Source organism: Paenibacillus sp. GD4, from assembly GCF_030846225.1.
GTDB classification, from domain to species: Bacteria; Bacillota; Bacilli; order Paenibacillales; family NBRC-103111; genus Paenibacillus_G; species Paenibacillus_G silviterrae.
The window spans coordinates 3,611,534-3,627,704 of the sequence record NZ_JAVCYK010000001.1 but is presented as its reverse complement, the minus strand read 5'-3'; the positions used below and the strand labels follow the sequence as shown (position 1 = coordinate 3,627,704).

12 protein-coding genes and 1 other annotated feature are annotated in these 16,171 nt (G+C 54.4%); of the genes, 1 reads left to right on the top strand and 11 read right to left on the bottom strand.

Features of this window, described 5'->3' with window-relative positions:
* Window positions 1–30: 30 nt before the first annotated feature.
* From RAC89_RS17605 to RAC89_RS17565, 9 genes are all read right to left on the bottom strand, one after another.
* On the bottom strand, window positions 31–828 hold the full coding sequence (locus tag RAC89_RS17605) for an ABC transporter permease (RefSeq protein WP_306615017.1): 798 nt from the start codon (window positions 826–828) through the stop codon (window positions 31–33).
* A gap of 24 nt (window positions 829–852) precedes the next feature.
* On the bottom strand, window positions 853–1,704 hold the full coding sequence (locus RAC89_RS17600; RefSeq protein ID WP_306615015.1) for an ABC transporter permease: 852 nt from the start codon (window positions 1,702–1,704) through the stop codon (window positions 853–855).
* Window positions 1,701–2,714, bottom strand: coding sequence for an ABC transporter ATP-binding protein (locus tag RAC89_RS17595; RefSeq protein WP_306615014.1), 1,014 nt, complete (start codon window positions 2,712–2,714; stop codon window positions 1,701–1,703). Before RAC89_RS17595 ends, RAC89_RS17600 begins: the two co-directional genes overlap by 4 nt.
* Window positions 2,715–3,258: 544 nt before the next feature.
* Window positions 3,259–4,749, bottom strand: a complete 1,491-nt coding sequence (gene araA / locus RAC89_RS17590) for an L-arabinose isomerase (RefSeq protein ID WP_306615013.1) — start codon at window positions 4,747–4,749, stop codon at window positions 3,259–3,261.
* Between the two features lie 28 nt (window positions 4,750–4,777).
* Window positions 4,778–6,448, bottom strand: a complete 1,671-nt coding sequence (locus tag RAC89_RS17585) for a ribulokinase (RefSeq protein ID WP_306615011.1) — start codon at window positions 6,446–6,448, stop codon at window positions 4,778–4,780.
* A 24-nt stretch (window positions 6,449–6,472) separates the two neighbouring features.
* On the bottom strand, window positions 6,473–7,168 hold the full coding sequence (gene araD / locus RAC89_RS17580) for an L-ribulose-5-phosphate 4-epimerase (protein WP_306615010.1): 696 nt from the start codon (window positions 7,166–7,168) through the stop codon (window positions 6,473–6,475).
* A 97-nt stretch (window positions 7,169–7,265) separates the two neighbouring features.
* Window positions 7,266–8,330, bottom strand: a complete 1,065-nt coding sequence (locus RAC89_RS17575; RefSeq protein ID WP_306615009.1) for a GntR family transcriptional regulator — start codon at window positions 8,328–8,330, stop codon at window positions 7,266–7,268.
* Window positions 8,331–8,511: 181 nt separating this feature from the next.
* Complete coding sequence (locus tag RAC89_RS17570; protein ID WP_306615008.1) at window positions 8,512–9,672, bottom strand: HesA/MoeB/ThiF family protein; 1,161 nt, start codon at window positions 9,670–9,672, stop codon at window positions 8,512–8,514.
* Window positions 9,673–9,882: 210 nt separating this feature from the next.
* Entirely contained in the window at window positions 9,883–11,109 is a 1,227-nt protein-coding gene (locus tag RAC89_RS17565; RefSeq protein WP_306615007.1) for a hypothetical protein, read from the bottom strand.
* Between the two features lie 206 nt (window positions 11,110–11,315).
* Window positions 11,316–11,574, top strand: a binding site (T-box leader).
* A gap of 57 nt (window positions 11,575–11,631) precedes the next feature.
* Between RAC89_RS17565 and ileS the strand changes: the two genes are divergently transcribed.
* Window positions 11,632–14,712: an isoleucine--tRNA ligase gene (gene ileS, locus RAC89_RS17560; protein ID WP_306615006.1), complete on the top strand. Its 3,081-nt coding sequence runs from the start codon at window positions 11,632–11,634 to the stop codon at window positions 14,710–14,712.
* Window positions 14,713–14,766: 54 nt separating this feature from the next.
* Here ileS and RAC89_RS17555 read toward each other — a convergent pair whose 3' ends face one another.
* Both RAC89_RS17555 and RAC89_RS17550 read right to left on the bottom strand, forming a co-directional pair.
* Window positions 14,767–15,213 carry an NUDIX domain-containing protein gene (locus RAC89_RS17555; RefSeq protein WP_306615004.1) on the bottom strand — a complete coding sequence of 149 codons (447 nt, stop codon included), beginning with the start codon at window positions 15,211–15,213 and terminating at the stop codon, window positions 14,767–14,769.
* 20 nt (window positions 15,214–15,233) lie between these two features.
* Window positions 15,234–15,962 carry an HAD family hydrolase gene (locus tag RAC89_RS17550; protein ID WP_306615003.1) on the bottom strand — a complete coding sequence of 243 codons (729 nt, stop codon included), beginning with the start codon at window positions 15,960–15,962 and terminating at the stop codon, window positions 15,234–15,236.
* Window positions 15,963–16,171: the final 209 nt, after the last annotated feature.

The following is a 16,171-nucleotide window of genomic DNA, read 5'->3' as shown; positions in this document are numbered from 1 at the left end:
TACGATTAGACGTCATCTGATTCCAGTTTGTTACATCCGCATGCTTATCATGTTGCCGGAGCTGTATCTTTTTAACCCCAAATGAAAAAGTCCGAAACCGAACAAGCTCAATAGCGCCGTGACGCCAAGCGCCTGCCCCAGAAAGAGCGGCTCCACCTGCCTCAACAGGCCGATCGGCATGTAGCTGATGAAGCCCGCCGGAATGACCGTGAAGAGCATCAGCTTCCCCCACCCTCTGAAAATGCCTGTCGGATACGTGGAGAACGCCAGAATGGCATTGAACAATTGATGTGCCAGCCCCTCCGCATTGCCGATGAAGAAAGCGAGCGAGTGCACCCCTACCATGAAGAAAATGAAGATCAGCATGGCAATCAGCATGGCGAGCACGAACTTAAGTACGCCGAGCCACGAGGTATCGCCGAACATGACGAATAGCGTCACCGCAAACAAAATGTCGCCGATCGCGGACACCGACATCCGGCTGATCAGCACATGCAGGAGCACCGGCTTCGGCTGAGCCAAATAAATATCGAGCTGGCCCCCGGCCACCAGCGTCGCTATACGAAAAGTATTGCCGAATAATGTAGCGGCTAGACCGAAGCCTCCGCTGCTGACCGCCCACATCATCATCACATCTTGGAATTCCCAACCGTTAACCACCTTGAACCGCGAGAAATAAATCCCCCAGAAAACGATCCATACCGTATTATTGACCACCATCATGCCCGCCGTCAGCAGAAAGCTCAGCCGAAATTCCATTGCACCTGCTAAATTGAGCTTCCAACAGGTGAAAACAAAGCGGGCAAGCGCAAGCCATCGTTGTACCATTATATGCAACCTCCTGCCATTTTTCTATCCCCCGTTAACGTTGAGTTTTCTAACGCCGAGCCGGTAAACGCTTAGAACGACTATGCCTAATATCACAATCCAGGCCGCCTGCGTGAGCAGCATGGGAAGAAGATTTACATCCTCGTAGCGAACCGCCGTTTTGGACGGAAAGTACATGATGGTTTGAAAAGGGAGCCATCGGCAGATCGTTTGCAGCGTCTCCGGAAACAGCTCCAAGGGCATCAGCATGCCCCCGATCGTGAAGAGCAGCTTATGATATACGAACTCGAGTCCTCTCGTTTCCTCCACCCAGAAGGCACAGAGCGCCAGCGTCATGCTCAGTGTAAAATGCACCGTAATCGCGCCGAAGCTCATAAGCAGCAATCCCGCCCAGCCCAACCCGAAAGACGGAAAACCGACGAGGGCCGTACCGATCAGACACCCCATCAGAAGATTCACGCCCAGCCTGACGTAAACTTCCGCTAAATAGGCGGCATAGTGATAGCCTATGTAGTGCAGCGGCCGTGTCAGCTTATAGCCGACGTCACCGCTTTTGACCTCCTCCTCGATTCGGGTGGACAGGCTGGGGAAGGCCATCGTCAGCGCCTCGGCGAACAGAATGTACCAGATGATCTGCTGAATGGTGTACCCGGCGATCGTAGGAGTGCCTTCTCCTTGGTAGGTCGTGGTCCATAGCTGCATGAAGATGTACATTATGACGGTCAGAAAGATGGATCTAACAAAAAAGTCCGCTACATACGCCAGCTGATTGTTCAGAGAAATGCGGCCGACGGCCTGGTATTTGAGCCATTTGGGCAGAAGCGCCCTGCGGATGGGGCTGTAAGCAGCTGCCCTCGGATTCGTATTCATGCTCATGGCTGCCGCGCCTCCTTACCGGCATATACTTGTGCGATTACTTCCTCCAGCGGAGGGTCTTGAATCGTAATATCCGAGATCCGGTGCCTTTGAACGATGTAGCCCAGCACATCCTCAATGGAAATCACCTGCGTGTTGATTCGAAGGTCCGTTTGCGTCCCTTTGGCGAGGACAGCTACTCCCGGCAGATCGAACAGGTCGGCGGAGCTCCCTTTATCCTGAAGCGTAAGCCGGATCGTTTTGTGCTGCAAATATCTCTTCAGGTTCGATACCTTCTCGTCGAGAACGATGCTGCCGTGATTGATGATCATCGCCCGGTCGCACAGCTGCTCGATATCCCCCATGTCGTGTGAGGTAAGAAAAACAATCGTGCCCTCCTGCTCGTTCAGCTCAAGAATAAGCTCGCGGATCATCTGCTTAGCATTGACGTCCAATCCGATCGTCGGTTCATCCAGGAAAAGCACCTTCGGGCGGTGAAGCATTGCGGCCGCAATCTCGCAGCGCATGCGTTCCCCGAGCGAGAGCTTGCGGACAGGCGTCTGCAGATACGGCTGCAGCTCAAACCGCTCGATCAGCTGGTCGCGGCGGGTGCGGAAATCGGCCCGGTCGATTTCGTAGATTCGGCTCATGAGCTCGAAGGTATCGATGGCGGGCAGGTGGTACCAGAGCTGCGATTTTTGCCCGAACACCGTACCGATGTGATAGGCCAGCTTGTGCCGATCCTTCCAGGGACAGTAGCCGAGCACATGGCCTTGGCCGTTTGACGGATGCAGGATGCCGCTGAGGATTTTGATCGTAGTGGATTTCCCGGCTCCGTTCGGTCCGATGAAGGCAACCCGCTCCTTCGGCTTGACCTGGAAGCTGATGGATTCTAGAGCGACCTTCTCGTACTCCTCCGCCCGAACGAGCGAGGTTAGGCTTCCAAGGAAGCCCTGCTTCTTCTTTTTGACGCGATAAGCTTTGGTTAATTGGTCTACTTCAATGACCGCCGTCAAGTGAATCCCCTCCATTTTTGTTTGATTTTACCAAGGTAAAGCAAAAAAGACCTTCGAGCGTCCACCGGTGACGGCGGAACTTGCCCGAGGTCTTTTATACCTACGGTGTAGCACGGTATTGCCCGCGCTTGACTTCGCTTGGTTCGGCCGAGCCCGGATCCCTAGAAGTCCTTCCACATTATTCTTGCTACTATAGCATGAGGCAAACTCACATGACAAGTGAGAATTTTATTGAGCTTGTATTAGGGGTTCCCGCGGCCTTCAGGGCTTATCCCCTTCGTTCAGGAAGGCAAGATAGCGCATGGACAAGCGGTTGTATGACAGGTACGATCGGGAATATTTGTGTGGTGAATCGTTAGCGCCATGAAAAGTTAAGGGCATGAAGTGGCTAGCTCGCTGCATTTCGCCAATGGTTCCGCCTGTAATGTGAAATTTGCCATTACAGGCCTCCAATGCTGATGTTTGGGGTGGTATTCTCGCGCTGTAATCGCATTTTTGCCATCGCCCTCAAAAAAAGGAACCGCAGCACGATTCAACGTGCCCACGGTTCCCAGCCCTTCTAACGCATCCGATAGTATAGATCGTTCCACCGAAGCTCATTGCGGAATGCGTCTAACGACGTGTTCTTGTTAATCACCAAGCACTCGATGCCCGTCAGCTCAGCCCAGTCGCGAAGCTGCTCCGTCGTAACCTTGTAGGAGAACACGGTGTGGTGCGCTCCGCCTGCATGGATCCAGGCCTCAGCCGACTCCTGCAGCGAGGGCTGCGGCTTCCAGAGCACGCGGGCCACAGGAAGCTTCGGCATGTCGCGCTCCGGCTTCACCGCATCCACCTCATTGATCAGCAAACGGAATCGGCTGCCCATGTCAATGAGAGAAGCATTCAGCGCAGCGCCGTCACGGCCGTTAAAAATCAAGCGGGCCGGATCCGATTTGCCGCCGATGCCCAGCGGATGCACCTCAATGCGCGGCTGATCCGCCGCAATTGTCGGGCAAATCTCCAGCATATGGGCGCCAAGCACGAGCTCATTGCCCGGCTCAAAATGATAAGTATAGTCCTCCATAAAGGACGTACCTTCGTTGCCGGCGATGATTTTCATCAGGCGGGTAAGCGCCGCCGTTTTCCAGTCGCCCTCGCCCCCGAAGCCGTAGCCGTCCGCCATCAGGCGCTGAACTGCAAGACCCGGCAGCTGCTTCATGCCGTGCAGGTCCTCGAACGTCGTCGTGAAGGCGCCGAAGCCGCCCTCCTCAAGGAACGACCGCAGCCCGAGCTCAATGCGCGCCTGCTCCAGAATGGCAGCCTTCACCGCGCCTTCCGCACGCGCTTCCGGCGACAGAACATACAGCTCCTCGTATTCCTTGAACAGCTGCGTTACCTCGGCATCGCTCACATCCCGCATCCGTGCAACCAAGTCGCCGATCCCGTAGCCGTTTACAGACCAGCCGAACTTGATTTGCGCCTCGACTTTATCCCCTTCGGTTACCGCTACTTGACGCATATTGTCTCCGAAGCGCGCCACCTTCAAGACCCGGCTCTCATTCAGCGCCACGGCCGTCCGAATCCAGCCGCCGATCCGCGTACGCACGGCCGGATCCTCCCAATAACCGACGACCACCTTGCGGGCAATGCCCATGCGAGCACCGATGTGACCATACTCGCGGTCCCCGTGCGCCGCTTGATTCGTATTCATGAAATCCATGTCGATGCTGTCCCATGGAATATCGCGGTTGTACTGCGTGTGAAGGTGCAGCAGCGGCTTGCGCAGCTCGGACAGGCCGGCGATCCACATTTTGGCCGGAGAGAAGGTGTGCATCCACGTGATGATTCCGGCACATTCGGCATCCGCATTCGCTTCGATACACAGGCGGCGAATGTCCTCGGGCGTCGTCAGTACTTCCTTGAACACAACGGGATGCGAAATCGCCGGATCACGGTCCAGTCCTTCAGTGATGACACGCGAATTCGCTTCCACTTCCTTCAGCGTTTCCGGTCCGTACAAGTGCTGGCTGCCGGTGACAAACCAGAATACATAAGGCTTGCTAGTCAACATTTCCATAACCTCCCTGGAATATATGATCCTATAATGCCGCTTCTTTAATCGACTTGAGCCGCTTCATCACATCGTTCTCTCCGCGGCCGAAATAATCATGCAATCGGTTGTACTCCTGGTACAGCTTCTCGTATACTTCCACGTTTTCCGGAATCGGCTTGAACGTTTCGTCCTTTACGCGAGCCATCTTCCTCGCCGCTTCCACGATTGAATCGTAGCCGCCCTTCTCCGCTCCGGCCGCTACAGCACCGAACATCGCCGCGCCAAGCGCAGGCGTCTGCTTCGAAGCGGCCACCTTGATCTCCCGGTTCGTCACGTCGGCGTAGATCTGCATCAGCAGCTTGTTCTTCTGCGGAAGTCCTCCGCAAGCGTACAGCTCGTGCACCTCGACGCCGTTCTCGTGGAAGGCGTCTACGATTTTGCGCGTACCGAAGGCCGTGGCCTCCAGCAAAGCGCGGTAAATCTCCTCCGGCTTCGTAAGCAGCGTACAGCCGATCAAGAGGCCCGTCAGGTCGGCGTCCACTAACACGGAACGGTTCCCGTTCCACCAGTCCAGTGCCAGCAGGCCCGTCTGGCCCGGTTTATACGAAGCCGCTCGCTGCTCCAGCCATTCATGGACGTTCAAGCCTTCGCGCTCCGCCGCTTCCTTCACGTAGGCAGGCACCGCTTCATCCACATACCATGCAAAAATATCGCCGACCGCCGACTGCCCCGCCTCATAGCCGAGGTAGCCCGGGATGATGCCGTCCTCAACAACACCGCACATTCCTTCAACCCGCTTTTCCTCGGGGCTGAGCAGCATATGGCAGATCGACGTGCCCATGGCCATAACCAGCTTCCCCGGCTCGACCACACCAACGGCTGGAACCGCCGCATGGGCATCCACGTTGCCGACCGCCACTGCCGTGCCCGGCTTCAGCCCCATGACCGCAGCCATCTCTTCCGTCAGCTCGCCCGCCTTGGAGCCAAGCGGCAGCACTTCGCCCCGGAGCTTCGTCTCCGTCAAATTCTCCAGCCGAGGATCGAGCGCACGGAAGAAATCCTTGCCCGGGTAGCCCTCCTGCTTATGCCAGATCGCCTTATACCCGGCCGTACAGCTGTTGCGGACAATGTTCCCCGTCATCCGTGAAACGACCCAATCCGTCGCCTCGAGGAACTGATCTGCACGAGCATATACCTCAGGAGCCTCATTCAGAATTTGCCATGCCTTCGCCATCATCCACTCGGACGAAATTTTTCCGCCGTATCGAGGCAGGAACTCTTCCCCGCGAGCCTCGGCAATATCGTTGATCAGGTTCGCTTCATCCTGAGCCGCATGATGCTTCCACAGCTTCACCCAGCTGTGAGGATTGTCCTTCCACTCCGCTTGCAGGCAAAGCGGCTCCCCGTTCTCATCGATCGGGAGCATCGTACATGCCGTAAAATCAATTCCCAGCCCGATCACATCGTCCGGGTTCACGCCTGAGGCTTGCAGCACGGCCGGCACCGACCGCCTCAGCACCTCGATATAATCCGCAGGATGCTGCAGCGCCCAATCATGCTCCAGCTTCATGCCCGATTCCGGCAGCCGCTCGTCAATCACCCCGTGTGGATATGGCGTCACATGGTCGGCTACCTCCGTGCCGTCGGTCAAATCCACCAGCACCGCACGCCCCGATTCCGTACCGTAGTCCACACCGATTGCATACTTCTTCCCCATGAGCCTTTAACCTCCCCAATAAAATTACTTCTGGCCGTAATACGCGTTCGCCCCATGCTTCCTCAGAAAATGACGGTCCAGCAGCGTCTGGTCCATCGCTCCGATCGAAGGATTGAGCTGCAGCGTGTGAAGTCCGATCTTCGCCACTTCCTCGAGCACCACGGCGTTATGGACGGCATCGTGAGCATTCTTACCCCAGCTGAACGGCGCATGGCAGTTCACCAGCACGCCGGGAACCTGCACCGGATTCAGGCCGCGCTTCTCGAACGTCTCAATAATGACATGGCCGGTTTCGAGCTCGTAGGCTCCGCGAATTTCCTCCTCGGTCATCAGGCGGGTACATGGGATTTCTCCGTAAAAATAATCCGCATGCGTCGTCCCTAACGCCGGAATGCCGCGACCTGCCTGTGCCCAGCTCGTCGCCCACGGCGAGTGGGTATGAACAATACCGCCGATCCCGGGGAAGGCCCGGTAAAGTGCTAAATGCGTCGGCGTGTCAGAGGAAGGTCTCAGCTTCCCTTCCACGACCTCGCCCTGAAGATTCAGCACCACCAGGTCCTCTTGCTTCAGCTCTTCATAGGGAACCCCGCTCGGCTTAATCACGACAAGGCCGCTGTCTCTGTCGATACCGCTGACATTTCCCCATGTAAACGTAACCAATCCGTACCTTGGCAAATCCAGGTTTGCTTCCAGTACTTCCTGCTTCAGTTGTTCTAACAACTTGACTTCATCCTTTCCGCAAACGTCTCGCTTTCTATCCCTTATTATACATTTGTACGTACAAATTGGCTATACATTTTTTCCCTTCTAGCGGGATTCACAGCTCCCGGGTCGATTCGCGTACAATAAGCTCCGGTTTAAACACCTTATTGTCCGAGCGGTTCACCTGCCGCTTCTCAATCATGGCTATAATCCACTCCGCTGCCGCCGTACCGAGCTCCTCCTTCGGATGCGTCAGCGTCGTCAGCTTCACCTCCGTCGCCGTCGCCAGCGGGGAATCGTCGAAGCCAACCACCGATACGTCCTGCGGGACGCTGAGTCCGGCCTGCCGGATCGCCTCCAGCAGCAGTACGGCAAGCTCATCGTTGTAGCAGACGAAGGCCGTCGGCCGTTCTGAAGCCGCACCCAGCATCCCCAAGGCAGCTTCATACGGCTTGGTGCCCTTTTCCTCCGTCTTGTAGTGAACCACAAGCTCCGGAGACAGGGGAACCTGCAGCTCCCGGTGCGCCCGGATGAAGCCCTTCAGCCGCCCTACTCCCTGAAGGTCGTCCGACTTGAAGAATCCGGCGATTCTCCGGTGGCCGAGCCGCAGAAGATGCTCCGCCGCCAAGTATCCGCCCCATTCGTCATCAACCTTTACGCAGGGACAGTCCATCTCTGCATAGCGCTCGTTGATCATCAGATACGGGATGCCGTGATAATCCAGCGACAAATAATGGGCCAGGTTCGGGTTCCCTTCGGCACTGCGCGTCGGCTCGATAATCAGGCCGCTCAGCGGCTGGCTCATCATCATTTGCAGGCTGTCGAGCTCCTTGGCCTTGTCGTTATCCGTACTGGAGAGCAGCATACGGTAACCGCGTGCCCGCAGCGCCGCCTCAGCCCCCCGAACGATATGGGGAAAGATATAATCCGAAATATAAGTCGTAATGATCCCGACGGTTTGTACCTCCTGCGTCTGGCGGTTCAGCGGTACCGACACGAAGGTGCCCTTCCCCTGAACACGCTGCAGCCAGCCCTCGCGCTCCAATTCGCCGAACGTTTGACGTACGGTTTGCCGGCTTACGCCGAATCGTTCCGCAATCTCGAGCTCGGTAGGCATCTGATCGCCGGTCTTCAGCTGACCCGTATGAAACCAGCTCATAATTTCTTGCTTTAATTGCATGTATTTAGGAAGTTGTCTTTGATCGGACACCCGCTCACCTCATAGCCTCACTTGAACTTGCGTGAATTTGTATTGTCATCATTATACCACCCTTCCAAGTTGTATGTACATATTTCTGCACAGCCTTTCATCTAACGCAAAAAAGCCCCGGAACCCTTATTCCAGGACCTTGCGAGCGTACTCATAATCCACACTCAAGGAGACGAAGATCCCCGTCCTCAGCATCAGCAGCCTCCTCGGGACTCCCTTGCCCACAGGTGGGACACCCCTCTTCCCGAGAACGGAAATCCATTGCCTCCCGGCAAGCGAAGGTGCCGAAGTGCATCGAGATCACCTTTCCCTCCGTCATCATAGGAGCCATGCAGGTCACGTACTTAACGAGCTCGCTGCAAACCATTCCGGCGAGCAGCATATAGTTCGCGGCAATCGCCGCACTCGGCATACGAAATCCGGACGAACGGACCGCTTCAATGAAAGCATCGTGCTCCTCCGAGAGTCTGCTTTGCTTCAGCCGGTTGCAATCCATACAGCCTGTTCGCACCGGGATGACCGTGTAGCACTGACCTTCGATCACATTCACTCCGCCGCCGATCAGCGGTACTCCCAGCTCTACACAAGCCCGGTTCACCCACCGCTCCAGCGAAAAGTGCGGCTGGTCCGCAGCCAGCACCACCACGTCGCTGCCTTCGATCGCCCGCTTCGCATCGTCAGCCGACCGGATCTCCTCCACCCTTGTCTCCAGCTCCATTTCCGAGTAAAAGCGCGACATAAATTCCGCAGCCGCCTCCACCTTAAGTCGGCCGATGTCCCGTTCGTTGTATAACAATTGACGGTTCAAATTGCTCGGCTCTACGGTATCGAAATCGATTGCCCGGATCCGCTTCACTCCGCAGCCGGCCAGCTGCAGCAGTACTCCCGAGCCAAGTGCTCCGAGGCCAATGACGGTGACCCGGGTAGTCGTGATCCGTTCCTGCATCTCCCATGGACTTTGCTCCAGCGTCGAATAATACGAGAAGAAATTCAAGTTCGCCTTGAACCGATCCAGCTCGTTTCCTCTCAGGGTCGACCTTTCCAGAGCCGACCGGTCGTCCAGAAAGCCGAGGCCGTCCAGCTCCCTGATGCATTCTCCAACAACATCCACTGTTGTCTCAGGGTAGTCCTTCACCAGCTCCTCATGCAGCTGAGTTATCGAACGCGAGCCATCCATAAGCCGAATCAGCCTGCCGATCGAGCCGTCCCCATCCTCGATCTCCACGGCCCTTCCCGGGAAGGTCTCACCGATTCGAAGAGCTCCGTTAGCTAAAGTACGTACGAATAACATGCTTTTGAATTGAGGCTTCACACCCGTCGTACCTCCTATATTATGAACAGAACGGGATAGCTTCTCGTCCACCCCGTTCCGAATCTGTTCTTAGTTAAACGCAAGACCTGTTGTTTTTACTTCCTGTACCGGCTTGATTTTGATTTTCTTCATGCGGTCTCACCTCCTTCCTTAACCTTCATAATGCTTTAGTTGACAGAAATCCCTGTTGTACGAATCGCCGGCACCGGCTTAACTTTTATTTTCAAGGTGTTCACCTCCCTTCGCACCCCGCCGTTTCCGGCTCCAGGACCATAACAGCAGCCCCACCGGCAGAAGGCACAGGACGATGAGCAGCAGTCCTTCCGCGAACCCCCAGGAAAACACCTGCTTCGACTGCAGGACGATAGCCGCCTCCGACACCAAGCGGTACAGAACGGGCACCTGAATCGAGACAAACCATAACACCGTCAATACGACTCCTGCAGCATAAAACCAGACATAGCCGCGGATCAGCTTCCTCTCCCCGAAGGGCAGCGTCTCCCATACGTCCCTGCATTCACGCCGGATGAGGCTTTTGAGGAACAGCTGCGTATGCTCAAGCAAGCTTCTGCAGCGAAAGAAGGTTGTCACTACGTAATACAAGTCAGTCTTCATGAAAAATAAAAGCTGAAACAGCATCAAATTCATCACATGAAAGGCAATCATTCTTATCGTCAGCACGGTGCCCGGCTCCAAGCTTAAAACCCCCGCATGATGCAGCAGCTGAATTCCGGTCGCCGCCGCCAGAAACACGCTGTCGGAGCACAGTCCCGCCAAATACGCCCGGTACCGAAGCCGGTACGGCACGACCACAATATTGGACATGTCCGTTTCCGCCACCGGAAAAACCAGCCGATGCCCGAAGCCGAACCGGCTAGCTACGCCAATCGACCGGGCTGCAACCAAATGTGCCAGCTCATGAAAAAACAACACAAGCCACGATACCCCTAAGGCAAGCAGTACATTCATCGGTAATGTCGGCGAAAAGAAAAAGTCCTCTCCGCGAGGTATGATGTGCGGCTGTAGCACGAAAGCCGTGATAGTGAACAGCAGTAACAGCAGATACCCTGTAAAAGCTGCGGGGTGAAACAGCATCCTTCCCCAGGACGCCGGAATCCATGGCAAGTGCTCTTTTACAGGAACACGTTCGTGAATGACGACACCGTCAAGCTCTCTGACAAAAGGATGCGCCGTAATCAGCTCCTGCACAAATTCCAACACCTCAACGGGCTCCTTGTGCTCCTCTGTTAGCAACGCCTCGATTTGACCAATGGTCTTCCCTTCGCGAAGATGCTTCAACACCTCCCACCCCAGGAGGGGGATTGCGATATAGTGACCGATATCGGTTCGGCCGACCAGCATCTCGTCATCATTTTCCTTATGAAAAGCCAGTTCATGTAGGACTATTCTGCTTTTTCCGGTTACTGCAGGTGTCATGCTCGCAAACCCCTTACCCGTTTCATCACCTTACTAACTATATGATGCGGCATCAATTTGATTCAGTGATATTCACCACAATTTGGCATCTATGTGATGTATTTAACAAAGTTCCTTCACCGGCTTAGGAAGCTTAGGCTTTCGCCCGAAGGGGTTGACAATATCTTGAAACTGGTGTAAAACTGATGATAATTAAATACCCTTATTTAAATTCATTGACGAGAAAGAGTACGCTGAACCCCTTGTCCCCCAGAGAGTTGGCCATGTGCTGAAAGCCAACGTTCAAGACTTAGCGGAAAATCCTCTCCGAGAAGGAAGGCTGAAGCGTTCGAAGTAAGCCGACCCGGGATCCTGCCGTTACAATGGACGCGTATGATGGTACGTAGTAGAGTGTCGTGAGCTCATGTTTTCATGAATCCTTACGGAACAAGGGTGGTATCGCGAGAAGTAAATCTCGTCCCTTACGGGGCGGGATTTTTTTGTTTTTCTGCCAAACATGCATGAAAGAAAGGGATGGTACACATGAGAAAGGTGGATTCGAAGGAAAAAGCAAGAACACGCGAGCTTCGCGTTCTCGAGCAGTGGAAGGGGCAGGATACGTTCCGCAGATCGATTGATAACCGGGAGGGGAAGCCGAACTTCGTTTTCTATGAGGGGCCCCCTACCGCAAATGGAAAGCCGCATATCGGCCATGTGCTCGGGCGGGTAATTAAAGATTTCATCTGCCGGTATAAAACGATGTCCGGTTACCGCGTCGTTCGCAAGGCGGGATGGGATACCCATGGCCTTCCCGTTGAGCTTGGCGTCGAGAAGCAGCTCGGCATCTCCGGCAAGCAGGAGATCGAAGCGTACGGCATTGCGGAATTCGTTGAGAAATGCAAAAGCAGCGTGTTTGAGTATGAAAAGCAGTGGCGCGAGCTGACGGAGGCAATCGCCTACTGGACGGACATGGACCACCCTTACATCACGCTGACGAACGAGTACATCGAGAGCGTGTGGCACGTTTTGTCCGTGATCCATAGCAAGGGCTTGCTGTACCGGGGCCATCGGGTCAGTCCGTATTGTCCGGATTGCCAGACCACTCTCAGCTCGCACGAGGTAGCCCAAGGCTATGAGGACGTCAAGGATTTGAGCGCCACCGTGAAGTTTCGCAGCAGGCACGGCCAAGAGACCTTCCTTGCCTGGACGACAACCCCTTGGACGCTTCCCGCCAATATCGCCTTGGCCGTCCATAAGGACATCGGCTATGTGAAGGTCAAACAGCAGGGTGAAGTATACATTGTCGCGGAAAAGCTGGCCGAGAAGGTCATGAAGGGTGACTACGAAATTTTGTCCCGGCATCAAGGTTCCGAATTCGTGGGTACTTCTTACGAGCCTCCCTTCGGCTATATTCAAGCGAATAAGGGACACATGGTTGTGGATGCCGCCTACGTCAGCGATACGAGCGGCACCGGGATCGTTCATATTGCGCCCGCTCATGGCGAGGATGATTACCGCACCGCCCGGCAGCACGAGCTTGATTTTGTGAATGTCGTTACTCCGGCCGGACGCTACACCGAACAGATTGCCGATTACTCCGGACGGTTCGTTAAGGAGTGCGACCTCGATATCGTCAAACGCTTATCCGAACACGGTCTGCTGTACTCCAAGGAACGATACGAGCACAGTTATCCGTTCTGCTGGCGCTGCAAATCTCCGCTGCTCTATTATGCAATGGAGAGCTGGTTTATCAAAACCACCGCGGTGAAGGAACAGCTGCTCGAGAATAATAGAAGCATTGATTGGTATCCGGGCCATCTTCAGGAAGGACGCTTCGGTAAATTTCTGGAGGAGCTGGTTGACTGGAATATCAGCCGAAACCGATATTGGGGTACGCCGCTTAACGTGTGGGTATGCAGCGATTGCGGATCCGAGTATGCGCCGGGCAGCGTGAAGGAGCTTTCGGAAAAGGCAGTGAAGCCACTGCCTGCCGACCTGGAGCTGCATAAGCCTTACGTAGATGAAATTCATCTGCACTGTTCTTGCGGGGGCACTATGCAAAGAACCTCGGAGGTGATCGATGTCTGGTTTGACAGCGGCTCGATGCCATTTGCTCAATACCATTATCCGTTCGGGAATAAGCAGCAGTTTCAGGAGCAGTACCCCGCCGATATGATTTGCGAAGGCATTGATCAGACAAGAGGCTGGTTCTTCAGCCTGCTGGCCGTTTCCACGCTATACAACGGCAAGCCGCCGTATAAAGCCGTCCTTTCCACCGGGCATGTGCTGGATGAGAGCGGACAGAAAATGTCCAAGAGCAAAGGCAACGTCATCGACCCTTGGGAAATCATCGAGGAGTACGGTTCGGATGCCTTCCGGTGGGCGCTGCTGTCCGACAGCGCACCTTGGAACAGCAAGCGGTTCTCGAAGCAAATCGTCGCTGAAGCTAAGTCGAAGGTGATCGACACCTTGGTGAACGTTCATTCGTTTTATACGCTGTACGCGACCATCGATCAATACGATAAGGATAAGTATCCGGAGCGGGCGGCTTCGAACGAATTGGACCGCTGGATCCTGTCGCGGCTGAACCGCACGCTGCAGGTGGTTACGAAAGGTCTTGAGGGGTACGACTTCCTGAATCCCGCGAAGCAGCTGGAGACACTGATCGATGAGCTGAGCAACTGGTACATCCGCCGATCGCGCGATCGATTCTGGGGCAGTGAAATGACCGAGGATAAACTCTCCGCCTATCAAACTTTGGAGGTGGTGCTGCTGACGATTTCCCGCATGATGGCGCCCTATACCCCGTTCCTAGCAGAGGATCTATACGGCAACCTGGGTGGAACCGGCAGCGTTCATTGGACGGACTTCCCTCAAGTGAACGAAGCTGCGATAGATCCGCGGCTTGAGGCTGAGATGGAAACCGCGAGGCAAATCGTCGAGCTCGCCCGAAGCATCCGTAACGAGGCCGGAATCAAGACGCGTCAGCCGTTATCCGAGCTCATTATGATGCTGCCGCATAAATTCGATGCGGGCAGGTTCGAAGACATCATAAAGGACGAGATCAATGTGAAGGCTATTCGGATCGGATCAAACGACAGGGAATTTGTCGACTTTACGATCAAGCTGAATTTGAAGGCAGCCGGCAAAAAGTACGGCAAGCTCGTCGGACCGATCCAGAACCGTTTAAAGGAGCTTACCCCCCGGGAAACGAAGCAAGCCGTAGAGCACGGTTCTATCCAAATCACTCTTGACGGAGAGAACCTAACGATTCCGTTGGAGGAGCTCCTCGTAGAGAAGAACGCCAAAGCAGGCTTCGCTTCGGCAGCCGGCTACCAAATGACCGTTGCTCTGAACACCGTTATCACGGAGGAGCTGGAGCAAGAGGGGCTGGTCCGCGAAATCATCCGCGCGGTACAGGATTACCGCAAGAAGCTGGACCTACCGATCGAGAAGCGGGTCAGCCTTGCGCTAGCCGTCAACCCGCAGTTGCGGAAAGCCATAGAACGGTTTGAACACGTGTTACGTGAGAACGTGCTTCTATCCGGCCTCACCTATACAACGGAGACGGATATGGAATTCGTTTCGATCGAGGATCAGCGAGTAGGCATAAGCATAATATAACGAATTTCCGCAGAGAAAAGCAGCGAGGCTGCTGTACCCATCGGTACGGCAGCCTCATGTTGCGGCTTGTCTCTTGTCGAAGGAATATCTGTTTTTGTGCTTCCGTTCATAACACTCCCACTGCTCAAGAAAGAGATAGAACATCCCTCCGAAGTTGAGTCCTTCCGGGTACTGCTCAACCAGCTTCATCTCTTCGATCTCAAAGTCGGGCAGTCGTTCCAACCCGAAAATCTCAGCAAAATAAACCATTCCATAGCTGCCATTCCACTTGTAAATGCCAAACGGCTCCAGCTCAAAATGAACGGCACCTGTTTCTTCGTAGAGCTCTCTTGCAGCCGCCGCTAGGCAGGCTTCCCCTTTCTCCTTATTCCCTCCGGGAATTTCCCAGCCGCCTCGTTTTTTATTCTTGATGATGACCCATTTCCCTTGATATGCCGTCACCATCACAACAAATTGAATGAGTTCATCCTGAATCTCATGAGTCTCGTACCATGGAAGCATACTTTTCTCCCCCCTCCCGGCTATATCACCGAAAGTAAGTCACCCAAGGACTTGATGATCATATACGGTTGAGCGGAGGCGTGGGCAGGAATCCCTGCACCTTTGTGATCAACCCATATCCCTTTGATACCCAAACGCTGAGGTGCTGCAATCTCCCATTCAAAGTTATCGCCGATCATCCAGGTCTCGTCGGCCGTAACGCCTAACTGCTCCAGCGCATGCAAATATATGCGCTCCTCCGGCTTCCCGATGCCGAACTCGCCTTCAACCAAAATACAGTCAAACAGCGGAGCGAGCTCGAAACGACGGATTTTGTTCCACTGCGGCACCGCGTTTCCATTGGTAAGTAACGCCAGCTTGATTCCTTTTCGTCGAAAGTGGGTAATGACTTCAATGGAATCAGGAAATAAGGTAACGGCCCGATCCCTCTCTTCACCATATGCAATCGCAATATGGCCCGCTAAGGAGGTATCTTCGATGTTATATTGCTGTAGAGCTTGAGCAATAATGCTTTGTCTTGCTTTATAAAGGTCAAGCCTTCCTATTCTGTGTCTTTCGGGATCGCTCCAGAACCGGCTCGCGGTTTGTTTTATTTTCGAGACCAGCTCGTCCGTATGGAATGCTTCTTTAATTGACAGATGCTTATCGATGGAAGCTCTCCAGCACATGTCGGTATCGACACCTTGATCGTAAGCTATGATGGTATCGTCCATGTCAAGCAGGATCGCTTTGGGCAAAGGCGTCTTCATTGAAACACTCCCTGTTTATAATAATCATTTCGGAAAAAGTGGCCGAGAAGCCATCCTGCTGTCATCGGAAAGGGGCGGTTACCGTCATGTTTCTTTCAGGCTCGCTTTTTTGGGACTTACTCTCTATCGGGATCAACGTATCCCTAATCATGATCGTGTGGGGAAGCAAGCTCATTCGCTTTGGGCGTTGAACTAATATTGACTCGTTC